Here is a 16,489-nt window from a genome sequence, read left to right on the forward strand (position 1 = left end):
GCGCGGTGAGGGCGCTGCCCGTGGGCGCCGGGGCGCTGCTCCTGGAGGTGGACTCCGCCGAGGAGGTGGCCGCGCTCCACGCGGAACTGCTGCGCCGCCGGGACGCCGGCGAGCTCGCCGGACCGGACGGCGTACGGGACATCGTGCCCGCGGCCCGTACCGTCCTGCTCGACGGCGTGCGCGACCCGCGCGCCCTGGCCGCCCGCATCGGCCGCTGGAGGATCCCGCCGCTCGCCGCCGCCGACGGCCCCCTGGTCACGGTCCGGGTGCGCTACGACGGGCCCGATCTGGCGGAGGTGGCCGCCCTGTGGGGGGTCGCCCCCGAGGAGGTCCCCGGCATCGTCGGCTCCGTCTCCTTCCGCGTGGCCTTCTGCGGCTTCGCCCCCGGCTTCGGCTACCTCACCGGCCTCCCGGCCCGCCTGCGGCTGCCCCGCCGCGCGAGTCCCCGTACGGCCGTCCCGGCGGGCTCGCTGGCGCTGGCGGGCGAGTACGCGGGGGTCTATCCCCGCTCCTCCCCCGGCGGTTGGCAGCTGATCGGCTCCACCGACGCGGTGCTGTGGGACCCGGCACGGGAACCGGCCGCCCTCCTCGCGCCCGGGGTACGGGTCCGGTTCACGGAGACGACCGAGGTGCCGGCATGAGGGCCCTCGAAGTGGTCCGGCCGGGCGCGCTGACGACGGTCCAGGACGGGGGCCGCCCCGGCCACGCGCACCTCGGCGTACCCCGCTCGGGCGCCCTCGACACGGCGGCCCACACCCTGGCCAACCGCCTCCTGGGCAACCCGCCCCGGGCCGCCGTGCTGGAGACGACCCTCGACGGCGTGTCCCTGCGCGCCCTGGCCGGCCCCCTGCTCGTCGCCGTGACCGGCGCCCCTTGTGCGGTACGGGTCTGCGGGCGGGCCGCACCCTGGGGAGCCCCGGTCCTGCTGCGCGCCGGGGCGGAGCTTTCCGTGGGCCGGGCGGAGGCGGGGGTGCGCAGCTACGTCGCGGTGCGGGGAGGGTTCGCCGTGGACCCGGTCCTCGGCAGTCGCTCGACGGACCTGCTGTCGGGCCTGGGGCCCCCGGTCCTGACGGCGGGAGCCGTGCTGCCGGTGGGCCCGCCCGGCCCGGATCCGGTGGCCGGGGTGGACGCCCCCGCCACCCCGGGCCCGCCCCGCGAGCTCGTCCTCCCGCTCCGCCTGGGCCCGAGGGCCGACTGGTTCGACGCCCGGTCGCTGACGGACCGCCTGCTGCGCGCCCCGTACCGCGTCTCCCCGGCTTCGAACCGCATCGGCCTGCGCACGGAGGCGGGTCCGCCCCTGCTGCGCGCCCGGTCCGGGGAACTCCCGAGCGAGGGCATGGTCCTGGGCGCGGTCCAGGTCCCCCCGGACGGCTTTCCGGTGGTCTTCCTGGCCGACCACCCGGTGACGGGCGGCTACCCGGTCGTCGGCGTGGTCCCGCCGGGCCCCGCCCTGGACGCGGCGGCGCAGGCCAGGCCGGGAGCGACGGTGCGCTTCGTACGGCGGTGACGACGGGCCCCGGGGCCTGCGGGGGGCCGCAGCCCTAGGCCGTCGTCAGGATGCGCCTGAGCCAGCGCAGCCGGGCCTCGCGGGCGTCCCGGCTGAGGGCCGCCTCCGGTGCGAGGGTGTCGAACCCGTGGAAGGCCCCGGGCCACACGTGCAGTTCGGCCTGGCCGCCGGCCTGCCAGATGGCGTTGGCGTAGGCCACGTCCTCGTCCCTGAAGGTCTCCGCCGACCCGACCTCGATGTACGCCGGGGGCAGTGCGGACAGGTCGGTGGCGCGGGCCGGAGCCGCGTAGGGCGGCAGGTCCGCGGCGCCGTAGCGCTCGCCCAGCGCGGCCCGCCACGCGGTGGCGTTGGAAGTCCGGTCCCAGAGGTCGACTCCGGCCATCTGGCGGCCGGAGAAGGTGTCGTCGCGGTCGTCGAGCATCGGGCACAGGAGCAGCTGCCCGATCGGAGCGGGCCCGCGCCGGTCGCGGGTGAGCAGGGCGAGCGCCGCCGCGAGTCCGCCGCCGGCGCTCTTGCCGCCGACGAGGATGCGGTCCGGGTCGATGCCGAGCCGGTCCGCGTGCCCGGCCGTCCAGAGGAACCCGGCGTAGCAGTCCTCCAGCGGTCCGGGGTACTGGGCCCGCGGCGCCAGCCGGTATTCGACGGAGACGACGGCCAGGCCGAGCGGCAGGGCCCATTCCCGGAGCAGCCGCGGGAGCACGGACCACGCGTTGCCCATGATCATTCCGCCGCCGTGCATGTAGTACAGCGCCGGCAGCGGCCCGGTGGCTGCGGCGGGCCGCGCGCTCACGAGGGTGACGTCCGGTCCGCCCGGCGGTCCCGGCACCCGCAGCTCGTCCACCTCGAAGCGGCCGCCGTCGGCAAGGTCCCGGGCCGTCGGCCTCGACCGGACCGCGGCGTCCCGCTCCTGGCGGGCGGCGAGGTTCCCGGGGGTGAACGGCTCGCGCACCGCGTCCCCCAGGGCCGCGAGCGCGCAGCCCAGTTCGCGGTCGAAGGGCGGCGCGCTCACGACGGCCGCCCGGCCGTCACGTCCGCACACGGCGGGAAGACTCGCGCGAGATCCATGGGGCGCAGTCAACCACCCGCCGGACGGTCAGCGGGGGCGGCGGGGGCGGCGGGGGCGCAGCAGGCTTACGACGACGAGGTGGTGAAAGGGCTCGATGGCACGGAAGTAGAGCCGCCCGGCGGTCCGTTCGAACCGGACCACCGTGGTGCAGACGCCTTCCTGGCCCGATCCGTCCGCCTTGGCCCGCACGGCGAAGGAGGCCCGGAAGGCGAGGTGCTTGTCGTCGTCCCCGCACAGGACCTCGTCCGGCGTGACCGACAGGACCCGGAACGGCCCGCGTCTGACGCCCGGTTCGATCCGGGTCTCGGCCGGCTTGCCCCGTTCCTGCACCTGGAGGCCGAACGGGGCGACCAGCCTGTCGCGCAGGGCCATGAGCCGGCCCACCCAGGCCGGGCCTCCCGCGGAGACGAGCCGGACGAAGTCCGCGGCGCTCGTTCCGGCCGGCACGTCCACCGCCACCGCGTCCACGTGGTCGTAGGACCCGAGGCTCTCGATCGCGGCCCCGAGCACCGGCGCGACCCGTCGGCGAACCGTTCCGCTCATCACGCAACCTCCTTGGGCCGTCGGCCCATTACCTCACACGCGCCGCCATGCCCTTCAGGCGCCCCCGGGCCCGGTGCGGCGGGCCCGGGACCCTGAAGCGCGGCCCTACCGCCGACTACACCGCCGACTCCGGCGCGATCCGGTTGCGCACGGCCGACTGCACGTCCTCTTCCTCGGCCGGGTCCGCGGCCAGTCGCCGCAGTCTGGGCGCGACGCGGGCGTCGGCCGTCTCGGCATGGTGGGCGGCCACCTCGCGCGTGGTCTCCTCGCAGTCCCAGAGGCATTCCACGGCGAAGCCCGATCCGAAGGACGGGTCCGTGGCCGCCAGGGCCCGTGCGGCCCGGCCCCTCAGGTGCGAGGAGGCGGTTTCCCGGTAGATGTGGCGCAGCACCGGCGCGGAGCAGGCGATCGCGAGCCGGCCGACCCCGTCGACCAGGGCGAACAGGCGCACCGAGTCGGGGCCGGAGCCCCGCACCGTGGAGCGCAGTGCTCCGAGCACCGAGCCCGCGTCCTCGGCTCCGCCCCGGGCGGCCAGGAGGGCCGCGGCGGCCCCTCCGAGGGCGTCGGGGCGGTGGGCCCAGCGTCGGGCCCGCTCGACGGCGGCGGGGCCGCACATGCGCTCGTAGGCGGCCACGGCGGGCTCGTCCCCGGCGGCTTCGATGAGGTCCAGTACGGCCGGATTCTCCGGCTCGGCGAGGACCAGGTGGTGCAGTGCGGTGGCGCGGGCGGCCTCGCCACCGGCGCCGGCGGCGGCCGCGAGGATCGCGGAGCGGTCCTCTGGGGTGGCCACGGCGGCGAGGCAGCGGGCGGCGGGGACGTGCAGCGGGGTGCCCCGGCGCAGGCCGTCGGCGGCCCAGTCGAAGACGGCCTGGACGCCCCAGCCGGGCTGGGGGCCGCGCGGGGTGAGCTGGCGCTGCCAGCGGTCGAAGGAGCCCTGCTGGCGGGCGGCGCGCAGGCGCTCGCCGTAGGCGGGGTCCTCCTCCCACAGGCACCAGGGCCTGGGTTCGTACGCGTCGCGGACGGCGGCGGCGAGCCGCGCCTCACCCTCCGCGGTGGCGGGGAAGCGGGCGAGCACGGGGGCGGCCAGTGAGCGCAGCCCCTCGTCGTCGTCGCGCAGGGCGAGCTCGTCGAGGGCCCAGGCCCAGCCGGCTCCCGTGGCGGCGTAGCGGCGCAGCAGCATGAGCGCGTCGTCACGGCCGTACGAGGCCAGGTGCCCGAGCACGGACAGGGCGAGGCCGGTGCGGTGCTCGTCCTCGTCGACGAGGTCGTCGACGCCGAGGAGGTGGTTCTCGATCTCGCCGAGGGGGCCGTCGAGATCCACGTACAGGCGTGCGTAGTACAAAGAGCGGTTCTCGACCTGCCAGTCCTGGCGGGGATCGCCGGTGACGCACTGGTTGAGCGCGGCCAGGGCCTCGGCCCTGGGTGCGGCAAGTGCGTGCAGCGTGCCGTCGCCGCGCCCCCGCTGGAGGAGCCCGAGCAGGGTGCCGCTTGGCGCTATGACTGGTTCGAACATGGGAATGGCCTCAAATCAAGCTGGGGACGCAACCGGGAATCGGGATTCACAGGGCCGCGTAACAGCATGTGAGGTCGTCCGCCGTCATGTTCCGCTCGATGTAGACCATTGCCTTCTCACTCTCGTCGGTGCTTCGCGGCCAGGGCGGCGGTCCCCCGGCAGGGGTGGGGTCGGACACCCGTTGTGTCCTGCCCGCTCCTGCCCGTCCGTCCTGTCCGCGAATCGAATCCGACGTCATGATGACCCAGGCGGTTTGTGCGCCGCGACCACATTTAAGGCCGCCGTGACCAATCCGTGAGGTCTGGAACGGCCAACGGCCGCGCAAGGAACTGCCAAAAGCGGACTACTTGGCTCCGAAAAGTTCCAGCAGGTCAGCCTTTGCGAACATGCGGGCGGTGTCCACGGCGGAGGGGGTTCCGGCCTCCGGATCGGCCCCGCCGGCGAGGAGCGCGCGGATGACGGCCTCCTCGCCCTTGAAGACCGCTCCGGCGAGCGGGGTCTGGCCCCGGTCGTTGGGGCGGTCGGCCTCGGCGCCGCGGGCCAGCAGGGCCGTGACGGCCTCGGCGTGGCCGTGGTACGCGGCGAGCATGACGAGGGTGTCGCCGCGGTCGTTCGTGAGGTTCGCCGGGACGCCCGCGTCCAGGTAAGCGGCGAGGGTCTCGGTCTCACCCTGACGGGCGAGGTCGAAGATCTTGGTGGCCAGCTCGATGACGTCCTCGTCGGGAACGTCCTGCGAGCTGTCCTCGACGTGCTCACTCATCGGTCGTACCGCCTTTCACGGGGTTACCCGGGGTTGCGCGGGCAGGGGTGCGTACGGCAATGCGTCCGTACGGGTGAATCGTCAGCGTAGCGCCCGGACCTGCACATGAGCGGGCCGGGCCGAGGCAATGATCACCCCGCGAGCTCTGGCGCTGCGGCTGGCCACAGCACTAGCGCCCTACATGCCCGGCGCGCCAGCCGGGCTGAGCCGGTCAAGTGAAAAACTCGGGGATTCACCCGTATGCACCTTTTGTCGCATTGATACTTCCTGTGAGCCTGGAAGAACTGATGGTGACCGTCCCCACCCACCAGGAGAACTTCTCATGGTCCTGTCCATCTCAGGTGTCGTACTGCTCGGCATCATCTGCTTCCTCTTCTTCAAGAAGGACGGGATGAAGCTGACGCACGCGTTCGTGTGCGCGCTCTTCGGCTTCTTCCTCGCGGGGTCCGCCATCGCCCCCAGCATCACGGCGAGCACGGCGAGCCTCGCGAGCCTTCTCGGCGGGATCAAGCTCTAGCGCCCGGCACCAGGCACCCACCCGAAGCATCCACAACTCCAGGAGACGCCCGTGGCCCGGCGCCCACTTCCCCGCATCCTCAGCAGCGGCACCGTGTCGCTGGCCCGGGGCCGCGACTTCGCTCGCACGGCCGCCGACAGCGCCACGGACGTCCTCCATCCGCTCCTCACCATCGGACGCGGCCTGCGCATCCTGGCCTCGGCCGGGCGGCGCAAATGGTGCGACACCCCAAAGGACAAGCGTGGTCCCGCGCTGTTCCTGGGAGCCGCCTGCGTCCTCGTGGTCGCGCTCGTCCCCTACGGCCCCCTCACCGCCCTGATCGTCATCATGGCGGCGGCGGCCTGGCAGGGACGCGACCGCACCCCGGTGAAGACCGGGCCCAGCGATGCCGAGACCGAACGCCTCGGCTCCCTCTACGAAGCCCTCGTGCCGTACTTCTCCATCCCGGAGGACCCCAGTCCGCTCTTCGCCCACGGCGGCGAGTGGGACAAGGCCTTCAGCGGCTACGAGTTCGACGAGGCGGGCCGCGTCACCCGGCTCCACATCCGCTACCCGGCCTACTTCACCGATGGCGAGGCCGCGTCACGGGCCCGGATCGAGGCACTGCTGCACGCCAAGTCCGGGCGCGGACGGGAGTATCTCTTCGACTGGGACGAGGAGGGCAACCAGCTCGACCTGAGTGTGCTGGCGGCGCTGCCGACGGGTATCGCCGCACAGCCCTTCGTGACCTCCCCGGGTGAGACCGTGCTCGGCTTCACCGACCCGGGCAGCGTGCAGCGCACCCTGCCCGTCCTGGAGGGCGACGAGCCCCGCGACATGCCGCCGGTCATCTGGCGCACCGGCTCGCGCTCCGGCGAACCCCACCTGCTGGCCGTCGGCCAGCCCGGCAGCGGCACGTCCACGCTGCTGCGCTCGGTCGCCCTGCAGGCCCTGCGGCACGGGGGCGACGTACTGATCGTGGAGGGCGGCGGCAGCGGCGAGTACTCCTGCTTCTCCGGCCGCTCCGGGGTCCTCGCCGTGGAGTGCGGGCCCAGTGGGGCGCTGTCCACCGTGGAGTGGGCCGCCCGCGAGACCGAGCGGCGCCTGATCGCCGCCCACCGGGCCCGCGAAGGCCCGGCCCGCGCCCGAGGACACCCGGCGCCCGCTGTGGATCCTGCTCGACCGGCCCAGCGTGCTGGCCCACCTGGCCACCGCCGAGGGCGCACCCGATCCGCTCGCGCAGCTCCAGGTGCCGTTGCGGCACGGCCGGGCCGCCCACGTCACCGTGGTGGTGGCCGAGCAGTTCGACCACCTCGAGCTGCTGCACGACTCCGTCTGGCAGCACACCAGGGCCCGGGTGGTGCTCGGGGCCGCCACCATCCAGCAGATCGCCGACGTGCTGGGGCTGCCCCCGCACACCACGCCCACGACCGTCGTGCCGCCGGGGCGCGGGTACGCAAGGCTCGGCGCCGGTCCTGTGCACCGGCTGCAGGTGCCCGCCACCCCGGACCCGTACGACGAGGCCGTCCACCCGGAACACCGGCAGGGGGTGCTGGAACTGCTGCCCGAGCGGCAGGCGCAGCCCAAGCCCGTCCCGGACCACGTCACGCCGAGCAAGCCCCTGCACATCGTCCAGCCGTCGGCCCGCCCCCAGGGCCCGGCGATCGACGCCTCGGAGATCCCCGAGGTCCCGGCGGACGCCCCGTAGGCCCATGGAGCCAGGCCCACGTCGCGTAAGGCCTACGGGTCGAAGGCCTTACGCGACGAAGGTGCGCGGCGGCTCCGCGCCGCCGCCGCCCGCTCCGGTGCCGACCAGCCGGGCCGCGGCCGCCAGCCGGGCCGCGGCCTCCTCGGCCACCGGGCCGCCGACGGTGAACGGGAGCCGCACGTAGCCCTCGAAGGCCCCGTCGACGCCGAACCGGGGCCCCGAGGGAACCCGTACGCCGACCCGCTCGCCCACCTCGGCCAGCCGGGAGCCGGACAGCCCGCCCGCGCGGGCCCATAGGGTCAGACCGCCCAGCGGCACCCGGAACTCCCAGTCCGGCAGCTCCCTGCGCACCGCCGCCACCAGTGCGTCCCGGTTCTCGCGGGCCTGGTCGCGGCGGATCTCCACGGCCTCGGCCCAGCCGCCGGTGCGCATCAGCCAGTTCACCGCGAGCTGCTCCAGCACGGGGGTGCCGAGGTCGGCGTAGGCGCGGGCCGCCACGAGGCTGCGGATGACGTCGGGGGCCGCGCGGACCCAGCCGATGCGCATGCCGGCCCAGAAGGCCTTGCTGGCGGAGCCCACGGTGATCACCGTGGAGCCGGACGGGTCGAAGGAGCAGACCGGGCGCGGCATCTCCATGGCCGGGTCGAGCTGGAGTTCGATCATGGTCTCGTCGGCGACGAGCACGGTCCCGGCCGAACGGGCCGCTTCCACCATCGCGCGGCGCTGCTCGTCGGAGGCGAGCGCCCCGGTGGGGTTGTGGAAGTCGGCGACCACGTAGGCGAGGCGGGGGGCGGAGTCACGCAGGACCTGGCGCCAGACGTCCATGTCCCAGCCCGTCAGCCCCTCCCCCATCGCGACCGGCACGAGGCGCACCCCGGCGGCGCGCATGAGCTGGAGGATGTTGGCGTAGGACGGGGATTCGACGGCGATCCGCTCGCCGCGGCCGGCGAAGAGGCTGCAGATGGCGTCGATGGCGCCCATCGCACCCGTGGTGACCATGATCTGCTCGGGCATGGTCGGGATGCCGCGCTCGGTGTAGCGGTCGGCGAGCATGCGGCGCAGATTGGGCAGCCCGGCCGGGTAGTCCCCGTGGGTATGGGCGTACGGCGGGAGTTCCTCCAGGGCGCCCTGGACGGCCTTGGTGAGCCAGGGCTCGGGGGCCGGGAGGGCGGCGCAGCCGAGGTCGATCATCGACCCGAGGGACTCGGGGGGCAGGGGCTCCAGACCGCGGGCGGGCATCGGGTTGCCGGCGGGCAAGGAGGTCCAGCTCCCGGCGCCCCGGCGGGACTCCAGGAACCCCTCGCCGCGCAAGGCCTCGTAGGCGGCGGCGACGGTGGTGCGGCTGACGGAGAGCGCGACGGCGAGCTCCCGCTCGGCGGGGAGCCGGGCGGCGACGGGCACCCGGCCCTCCAGGACGAGGAGGCGGATCCCGTCGGCGAGGCTGCGGTACGCGGGCGGCTTGCGCACACCGGGCACCGCGGTCCGGCCCTGCTGGGAGGTGATGAGCCGGCCGAGCTGTGCGGCACCTACGGCCGAGGTCCACTGCGCCATGGGATCCGGTCCACCTTCGTCTAATTGGCCTCTACCGCCCCGTCGAGGGGTGGAATTGGATTGCTTCCGCAGGTCCAGAGTGCCACGCGGGCGTTCACCGGGCGGACACCGGGCCGCTCCCACCCCGGCGGGGACAGCAGGCATACTGCCGCCGTGACGCACGTACGCCTCCCCCACCCCTATCTCGACCACCCGGCTCCGATCCCCTTCGCGCACCGCGGCGGGGCCGCGGACGGGCTGGAGAACACCGCCGCGGCCTTCCGGCGGGCCGCCGACGCGGGCTACCGGTACTTCGAGACCGATGTCCACGCCAGCGCCGACGGGAAGCTGGTGGCCTTCCACGACGCGACCCTGGACCGGGTCACCGACGGGCACGGCCGCATCCGGGAGCAGCAGTGGAGCCGGATCCGGGAGGCCCGGGTCGGCGGGACCGAGCCGCTCGCGCTCTTCGAGGACCTCCTGGAGGAGTTCCCGGACGCCCGCTGGAACGTGGACATCAAGGACGAGTCCGCCCTGCACCCGCTGGTCAATCTGATCGCGCGGGCCGGGGCCTGGGACCGGGTGTGCGTGGGCTCCTTCTCCGAGCGGCGGGTGGCGCGGGCCCAGAAGATCGCCGGTCCCCGGCTGGCGACCTCGTACGGGGTGCTCGGGGTGCTCGGGCTGCGGCTGCGCTCGTACGCGATCCCGGCGGCGCTGCGCGCGGGGGCGGTGGCGGCGCAGGTTCCGGAGACCCAGGGAGGCATCCGCGTGGTGGACCGCAGGTTCGTCCGCGCCGCGCACGAACGGGGTCTGCAGGTCCACGTGTGGACCGTGAACGAACCGGAACGCATGGAGGCTCTACTCGACCTGGGTGTCGATGGCATCATGACCGACCGGATCGACATCTTGCGCACGGTGCTGGACGGGCGCGGGGCCTGGGCCTGACGAGCCCGTGGACCTGCGCGCCCGGTGCGGCGGCCGCGGCGGTACGGGGACCAGCGAGGGGGCACTCATGAGTGCGCAGACCACAGATCAAGCGGAATCCGGGGCGGAGGACGGCAGAGGGGCGGCCTCGGCGGCGGCGCGCAAGCGCGAGCAGCACGGCTGGTACTTCTACGACTTCGCCTGCTCGGTGTATTCGACGAGCGTGCTCACCGTGTTCCTCGGGCCGTACCTGACCGCCGTGGCCAAGGCCGCCGCGGACGCCGACGGGTACGTGCATCCGCTGGGGATCCCGGTCCGGGCCGGTTCGTACTTCGCGTACTCCGTGTCGGCCTCGGTGATCCTGGCCGTCCTGATCATGCCGCTGGCCGGGGCGCTCGCCGACCGCAGCGGCCGCAAGAAGCCGCTGCTGGCGGCGGCCGCCTACACGGGAGCCGCGGCGACCACCGGGATGTTCCTGCTGGGCGGCGACCGCTACCTGCTCGGCGGGCTGCTGCTGATCGTCGCGAACGCCTCGCTGTCGGTCTCGATGGTGCTCTACAACGCCTATCTGCCGCAGATCTCCACCCCCGACGAGCGGGACACCGTCTCCTCGCGCGGCTGGGCCTTCGGGTACACCTCGGGCGCCTTCGTCCTCGTACTGAACCTCGTGCTCTTCCAGGGCCACGACTCCTTCGGGCTCTCCGAGGGCGAGGCCGTACGGATCTGCCTGGCCTCGGCGGGGCTCTGGTGGGGCGCCTTCACGATCATCCCGCTGCGGCGGCTGCGGGACCGGGCCGTGGTCCGGGAGGCGGGCCCGACCGTCAGCGGCTGGAAGCAGCTGGTCGCCACCCTGAAGGACATGCGGCGCTATCCGCTGACCCTGTCGTTCCTGCTGGCGTACCTGATCTACAACGACGGCGTGCAGACCGTGATCTCCCAGGCGTCCATCTACGGCTCGGAGGAGCTGGAGCTGGAGCAGTCGACGCTGATCGTGGCCGTGCTGCTCGTACAGATCCTCGCCGTGGTGGGCGCGCTGGGGATGGGCCGGCTGGCCGTGCTCTACGGCGCCAAGCGGACGATTCTGGGTTCGCTGGCCGCTTGGGGCCTGACGCTGGCGGCCGGGTACTTCCTGCCGGCCCGCACCCCGGTCTGGTTCTTCGCCCTCGCCTCGATGATCGGGCTGGTGCTGGGCGGGAGCCAGGCGCTGTCGCGCTCGCTCTTCTCGCACCTGGTTCCGGCGGGCAAGGAGGCCGAGTACTTCTCGGCGTACGAGATGAGCGACCGGGGGCTGAGCTGGGTGGGACCGCTGGTCTTCGGCATCACCTACCAGGTCACCGGGAGCTACCGGGACGCGATCATCTCTTTGGTGGTGTTCTTCGCACTGGGTTTCGTGCTGCTCGCCAGAGTGCCGGTCCGGCGCGCGGTGGAGGCGGCGGGGAATCCTGTACCGGAACGGATCTGACCGGATCCGGGGACGCGAATTCGGAACAGATTTCGACGTTCAAGCGAAGGGCCGGTAGTGTACGCCTTTGGCCTGCCAGGCGGACCGTTACTGCGTGCTCACTAAGTGAAGACGTTGGGTGACATCTGCTGCCAGATGTGACAAAACGGGCATTGGTGGGTACAACAAGGGGCGGCACGACGGGCGACGCATGACCCGGAGCGGGAATCTATACCGCCGACCGGACGTTGACCGGATGACGACGACAGCGACACCTGTCCTGTGGGCGACAAGCCCGGGAGGCACGATTCATGAGTGAGCGAGCTCTCCGCGGTACGCGGCTCGTGGTTACCAGCTACGAGACGGACCGCGGCATCGATCTGGCCCCGCGCCAGGCGGTGGAGTACGCATGCCAGAACGGACATCGATTTGAGATGCCGTTCTCGGTTGAGGCAGAAATTCCGCCGGAGTGGGAGTGCAAGGCGTGCGGCGCCATGGCACTCCTGGTCGACGGGGACGGGCCCGAAGAGAAGAAGGGCAAGCCTGCGCGAACGCACTGGGACATGCTCATGGAGCGGCGCACCCGCGAGGAGCTGGAGGAAGTGCTGGCCGAGAGGCTCGCGGTCCTTCGTTCCGGCGCCATGAACATTGCCGTGCATCCGCGCGACAGCCGCAAGTCCGCCTGACACCCGGACGACAGCAACACAGCTCAACCAACGCCGAGGGCCCCCGCCACACACTGTGTGGCGGGGGCCCTCGGCGTACTGTCCGTGAGGACCATTCGGACCGGGATCAGAAACTCGGCCAGGAACCCGGCATTGACCAGTGGGTGATCATCAGGGGGTGAGCGGAGGCCGGTAGTCGGATCCGTCGGGGCCCGAACCGGGCCCCGGCTGCTGCGGCCGGTCCTCGCGGACGACCTCGCCCTGGACGACCTTGCCGTCCGGGTAGTGGATGCGGGCCTGCTGGAAGGCGTCGCCGAAGGTGCCGGCCGGCGCGGAGGCCATCTTGCGCTCCAGGGCGCGGGCCGTCCGGCGGCCGATCCAAGCGCGGACCGGCGGGAGCAGGAGGAACAGGCCCGCCACGTCCGAGAGCAGGCCCGGCACGATCAGGAGCAGGCCGGCCAGCATGGTCAGGCCATTGCCCGCGCCGGGCTGCGGCGGGGTCGGCGCGGCGCCCGCCTGGGCCTGCTGGAAGGTCTCCGTGAGGTTCTTGAAGGCGCGCCGCCCGGCCCGCTTGATGACCACCACGCCGAGCACCATGCCGCCTGCCAGCAGCAGGGCGACGGTCCCGCCACCGGCGGCTGCGGCGACCCGGCTGAGCAGCCAGATCTCCAGGATCAGCCAGGCGGCGACGGCCAGGGGAAGGATCGTACGGGCGGGCGAACGGCGCCGACGGGCCGTCTGTGTCGGAACTCCGGTCGTCATACCACCAGTGTGCCTGGGCCGACGTAAAAGCGTCCTCAGTCGGAAGTATCGGACATCCCCTAGGGGTACCGGGGCCGGGGGCCGGAGGTCTCGCCGTCCGGCCCCCGGCGGCGTACTACTTGCCGCGGATCTTGCCGGTCAGCTTGTCCGCGTGCTCCTTGATGCCCCACTGGGTGACCCGCCAGAGGGCCTCCACCACGATGTCCTTGCTCATCTTGCTGTCGCCGAACTCGCGCTCGACGAAGGTGATGGGCACCTCGACCACGCGGAAACCCTTGCGCACGGCCCTGCGGGCCAGGTCCACCTGGAAGCAGTAGCCCGCAGAGGCCACGTCGGCCAGGCCCAGGCCTTCGAGGGTCTCGCGGCGGAAGGCACGGTAGCCGCCGGTGACGTCGCGGATCGGGACGCCCAGCATCAGCCGGGAGTACGTGGAGCCGCCCCGGGAGAGGAACTCGCGGCTCTTGGGCCAGTTGACGACCCGGCCGCCCGGCACCCAGCGGGAGCCCAGCACCAGGTCGGCGCCCTCCAGGGCGGTGAGCAGCCGGGGCAGCTCCTCGGGCTGGTGGGAGCCGTCGGCGTCCATCTCGATGATGACCCCGTAGCCGTTGTCCAGGCCCCAGGTGAAACCGGCCAGGTAGGCCGCTCCGAGGCCTTCCTTGCCCTTGCGGTGCAGGACGTGGACGTGCTCGTCCCCTGCCGCCAGCTCGTCGGCGAGCTTTCCGGTGCCGTCCGGGCTGTTGTCGTCCGCGACCAGGATGTGGGCCTCGGGCACAGCCGCGCGGACGCGGCCGACGATCAGCCCGATGTTCTCCGCCTCGTTGTAGGTCGGAATGATCACCAAGGCCGTGCCGAGCGGTCCGTAGCTTCGCTGTCCGCCGTCGCTCACTGAATCCCCTTTTGCGTTCCGTACATCCTGTACGTCGTGTACGTGGTGTCGCAGAGGTGATTTTAGAACAGCGATCGGAGCCCGCGGTCCTTCGGGCCGGACCGGCTCCCGCTGGCTGCGGGCCGCCTGACCGTTGTCTACTGGACCGCCGGGCCCCGATCTGAGGCCACCCTCCCCCAAGCCCCTTCGGAGCAGGGGGGACCCCTTCCGGCGAAACCTTCCCTCGCCCCCGAGGCGCGGGCGCGGTTGAGCGAACGGCTCCGTCCGGTTCGGACGTCCGGTTGGTGGACCCGGCCGAACCTATCCGGGTCCGGTCGCCCTTACCGAACCATGGCCCCCCGGATCACCCCTGTGGCCGTACGAATACTTCCCGGCCGCCGACCACGGTGGCGAGGCAGACCGGCAGGTCCGTACCAGGGGTCAGGTCGGGCAGTCCGGGGGTGCCCGAGCGGGGGTCGGTGGACCAGCGGGCGACCCGGTCGTCGGGGGCCTGCACCACCAGTTCGGCGTTCTGCCACACGGCGTAGTCGGCCGGGGCGCCCGGGACGAGGATCCCCGCGTCGTCGCGGCCAAGGGCCCGCCAGCCGCCGCGGGTGTGGGCGGCGAAGGCGGCCCGTACCGAGACGCGGTGGGCCGGCGTGCGGTGGAAGGCGGCCGCGCGGACCGTGCCCCAGGGGTCGAGCGGGGTGACGGGGGCGTCGGAGCCGAAGGCGAGCGGGATGCCCGCCTTGAGCATGGCCGCGTACGGGTTGAGGGTACGGGCGCGCTCGGCGCCCAGCCGGTCGGCGTACATGCCCTCCTCGCCGCCCCACAGCGCGTCGAAGGCGGGCTGCACGGAGGCGGTGAGGCCGAGGTCGGCGAAGGCGGCGATGGTGGCCGGGGTCATCATCTCGGCGTGCTCGACGCGGTGCCGGGCGGCGCGGACGCGGGCCAGGCCCACCTTGTCGGCGGCGGCCCGGACGCCCTCGACGACGGCGGTGATCGCGGCGTCCCCGATGGCGTGGAAGCCGGCCTGGAGCCCCGCCTCGGTGCAGGCGGCGACGTGTTCGGCCACGGCCCGCGCGTCGAGGTACCCGGTGCCGGTGTGGGCGGCGTCGGCGTAGGGGGCGTGCAGGCAGGCGGTGTGCGAGCCGAGGGCGCCGTCGACGAAGAGGTCGCCCGCTGCCCCGATGGCCCCGAGCGCCTTGGCCCGGTCGAGGTCCCGGTCGGCCCAGTAGCCGAAGACGCGGGGTCCGGGGTGCGTGCGGGCGAGCTCCAGGAGGGCGGCGAAGTCCTCCTCGGAGGAGATGTCGGGGCCGCCGCACTCGTGGACGGAGCCGATGCCCAGGGAGGCGGCCCGGTCCAGGGCGGCCCGCTGGGCCTCGGCGCGCTGCGCCGGGGTCAGGGCGCCGAGCGCGGCGCGGCGGACGGCGTGGTGGGCGTCGCGGGTCAGCGGCTCGTCGGCGGCTCCGCGGACCTCGGGGACGAGGTGGAGCAGGGCGGTGGTGACCACGGCGGAGTGCGCGTCGATGCGGCTGAGGTAGAGCGGCCGGCCGCCGGTGGCCTCGTCGAGCTCGCTCCGCAGGGGGGCGCGCCGCTCGGGCCAGCGGGCGGCGTCCCAGCCGTGGCCGAGGAGCACCCGGTCGGCGGGGCGGCCGTCCGCGTACGCGCGCACGTGCTGCAGGGCCTCGGCGAGGGAGGCGGCCCCGGAGAGGTCCAGCCCGGTGAGGGCGAGGCCGGCGGAGGTGGTGTGGACGTGGGCGTCGGTGAAGGCGGGCGTGACGAGCGCGCCGTCGAGGTCGACCACCTCGTCCACACCCTGCGCGAAGGCGTCGGCGGCGCCCTCGGAGCCCACCCAGGCGATGTGGCCGCGCTCCACCACCATCGCGGTGGCGAAGGGGTCGGCGGGGCTGTGGACCTCGCCGCCGCGCAGGAGGACGGTACGGGTGGGGTCGCTGGGGGCGGGTGTCGCGCGCTCGGTCATGGGGACAAGTTTCGCGTGTGCGGAGTCCTTGGCAGGACGCGGGGTTGGGCGGGCCCTGCGGGGGCTCGTCCCCTACCCGCCCTTCCACCATCCCCCAGACTCCGTCCGGGGGACCCCCAGCCGGGGCTCCGCCCCGGACCCCGCGCCTCAAACGCCGGCGAGGCTGGACTGCTTAGACGCGCGGCGGGCGGGCCTCGTACGGGGTGGAGAGGACCACCGTCGTGCGGGTGGAGACGTGGGCCAGGGCGCGCAGACGGCCCAGGAGGTCTTCCAGTTCCAGTGGGGTCGCCACGCGGACCTTGAGGATGTAGTTCTCGTCGCCCGCGACGCTGTGGCAGGCCTCGATCTCCGGGACCCCCGCGAGGCGTTCCGCGATGTCGTCGGGTGCGCTCGGGTCGAAGGGCTTGACGGAGATGAAGGCCGTCAGTGGCAGCCCGACGGCCTCGGGGTCGACGACGGCCGCGTAGCCGCGGATGACTCCGCGCTGCTCCAGGCGGCGTACTCGCTGGTGGACGGCCGATGTGGACAGTCCGGTGGCCTTGCCCAGGTCCGTGTAGCTCATCCGCCCGTCCCGCACGAGCAGATCCACGATCTGGCGGTCCAGCTCCTCCATTGCGCTCATAGCCGCACAACTTACGGCCCCGGACGGCTCCAGGCACAGCCGTGTCCACGGATTGACGTGGCACCTGCGGCGGGCATGTGACCAAGGCCACAGGGGTATGCGG

At 73.5% G+C, this 16,489-nt stretch carries 15 protein-coding genes and 1 pseudogene; 7 read left to right on the top strand and 9 right to left on the bottom strand.

Features of this window, described 5'->3' with window-relative positions; all coding sequences use genetic code 11:
- Positions 1–5: 5 nt before the first annotated feature.
- On the top strand, positions 6–641 hold the full coding sequence (locus AC3IYJ_RS07130) for a 5-oxoprolinase subunit B family protein (RefSeq protein WP_489402725.1): 636 nt from the start codon (positions 6–8) through the stop codon (positions 639–641).
- Positions 638–1,507 carry a 5-oxoprolinase subunit C family protein gene (locus AC3IYJ_RS07135; RefSeq protein WP_489400493.1) on the top strand — a complete coding sequence of 290 codons (870 nt, stop codon included), beginning with the start codon at positions 638–640 and terminating at the stop codon, positions 1,505–1,507. Before AC3IYJ_RS07130 ends, AC3IYJ_RS07135 begins: the two co-directional genes overlap by 4 nt.
- A 34-nt stretch (positions 1,508–1,541) precedes the next feature.
- Here AC3IYJ_RS07135 and AC3IYJ_RS07140 read toward each other — a convergent pair whose 3' ends face one another.
- The 4 genes from AC3IYJ_RS07140 to AC3IYJ_RS07155 form a co-directional block, all read right to left on the bottom strand.
- Positions 1,542–2,546: an alpha/beta hydrolase gene (locus AC3IYJ_RS07140; protein ID WP_489400494.1), complete on the bottom strand. Its 1,005-nt coding sequence runs from the start codon at positions 2,544–2,546 to the stop codon at positions 1,542–1,544.
- 54 nt (positions 2,547–2,600) lie between these two features.
- The gene (locus AC3IYJ_RS07145) at positions 2,601–3,116 is read right to left on the bottom strand and encodes a DUF2867 domain-containing protein (protein WP_489400495.1); all 516 of its coding nucleotides are present in this window, start codon (positions 3,114–3,116) and stop codon (positions 2,601–2,603) included.
- Positions 3,117–3,231: 115 nt separating this feature from the next.
- Positions 3,232–4,629: a HEAT repeat domain-containing protein gene (locus AC3IYJ_RS07150; RefSeq protein ID WP_489400496.1), complete on the bottom strand. Its 1,398-nt coding sequence runs from the start codon at positions 4,627–4,629 to the stop codon at positions 3,232–3,234.
- Positions 4,630–4,972: 343 nt separating this feature from the next.
- Positions 4,973–5,389: an ankyrin repeat domain-containing protein gene (locus AC3IYJ_RS07155; protein ID WP_489400497.1), complete on the bottom strand. Its 417-nt coding sequence runs from the start codon at positions 5,387–5,389 to the stop codon at positions 4,973–4,975.
- A gap of 322 nt (positions 5,390–5,711) precedes the next feature.
- Between AC3IYJ_RS07155 and AC3IYJ_RS07160 the strand changes: the two genes are divergently transcribed.
- Both AC3IYJ_RS07160 and AC3IYJ_RS07165 read left to right on the top strand, forming a co-directional pair.
- A complete protein-coding gene (locus tag AC3IYJ_RS07160) occupies positions 5,712–5,906 on the top strand; it encodes a hypothetical protein (protein WP_007262923.1) in 195 nt (64 codons plus the stop codon).
- Positions 5,907–5,957: 51 nt separating this feature from the next.
- Positions 5,958–7,593 (top strand): annotated as a pseudogene (locus AC3IYJ_RS07165) (hypothetical protein).
- A gap of 48 nt (positions 7,594–7,641) precedes the next feature.
- Here the strand turns inward: AC3IYJ_RS07165 and AC3IYJ_RS07170 are convergent.
- Positions 7,642–9,144 carry an SCO1417 family PLP biosynthesis transcription factor gene (locus tag AC3IYJ_RS07170; protein ID WP_489400498.1) on the bottom strand — a complete coding sequence of 501 codons (1,503 nt, stop codon included), beginning with the start codon at positions 9,142–9,144 and terminating at the stop codon, positions 7,642–7,644.
- Between the two features lie 153 nt (positions 9,145–9,297).
- Between AC3IYJ_RS07170 and AC3IYJ_RS07175 the strand changes: the two genes are divergently transcribed.
- The 3 genes from AC3IYJ_RS07175 to AC3IYJ_RS07185 all read left to right on the top strand — a co-directional run bounded on the left by AC3IYJ_RS07175 (position 9,298) and on the right by AC3IYJ_RS07185 (position 12,174).
- Positions 9,298–10,068, top strand: coding sequence for a glycerophosphodiester phosphodiesterase family protein (locus AC3IYJ_RS07175; protein ID WP_489400499.1), 771 nt, complete (start codon positions 9,298–9,300; stop codon positions 10,066–10,068).
- A gap of 67 nt (positions 10,069–10,135) precedes the next feature.
- On the top strand, positions 10,136–11,509 hold the full coding sequence (locus AC3IYJ_RS07180) for an MFS transporter (protein WP_489400500.1): 1,374 nt from the start codon (positions 10,136–10,138) through the stop codon (positions 11,507–11,509).
- Between the two features lie 290 nt (positions 11,510–11,799).
- Positions 11,800–12,174: an RNA polymerase-binding protein RbpA gene (locus tag AC3IYJ_RS07185; RefSeq protein WP_007262928.1), complete on the top strand. Its 375-nt coding sequence runs from the start codon at positions 11,800–11,802 to the stop codon at positions 12,172–12,174.
- 150 nt (positions 12,175–12,324) lie between these two features.
- Here the strand turns inward: AC3IYJ_RS07185 and fxsA are convergent, their stop codons facing one another.
- From fxsA to AC3IYJ_RS07205, 4 genes are all read right to left on the bottom strand, one after another.
- The gene (gene fxsA / locus AC3IYJ_RS07190; RefSeq protein WP_489400501.1) at positions 12,325–12,915 is read right to left on the bottom strand and encodes an FxsA family membrane protein; all 591 of its coding nucleotides are present in this window, start codon (positions 12,913–12,915) and stop codon (positions 12,325–12,327) included.
- Between the two features lie 115 nt (positions 12,916–13,030).
- Positions 13,031–13,801: a polyprenol monophosphomannose synthase gene (locus AC3IYJ_RS07195; RefSeq protein WP_489400502.1), complete on the bottom strand. Its 771-nt coding sequence runs from the start codon at positions 13,799–13,801 to the stop codon at positions 13,031–13,033.
- Positions 13,802–14,144: 343 nt separating this feature from the next.
- Entirely contained in the window at positions 14,145–15,764 is a 1,620-nt protein-coding gene (locus tag AC3IYJ_RS07200; protein ID WP_489400503.1) for an amidohydrolase, read from the bottom strand.
- 172 nt (positions 15,765–15,936) lie between these two features.
- Entirely contained in the window at positions 15,937–16,377 is a 441-nt protein-coding gene (locus tag AC3IYJ_RS07205; protein ID WP_030240692.1) for an Lrp/AsnC family transcriptional regulator, read from the bottom strand.
- Between the last annotated feature and the right edge of the window lie 112 nt (positions 16,378–16,489).

The sequence above is a fragment of the Streptomyces sp. GL_140 genome (genome assembly GCF_057834465.1).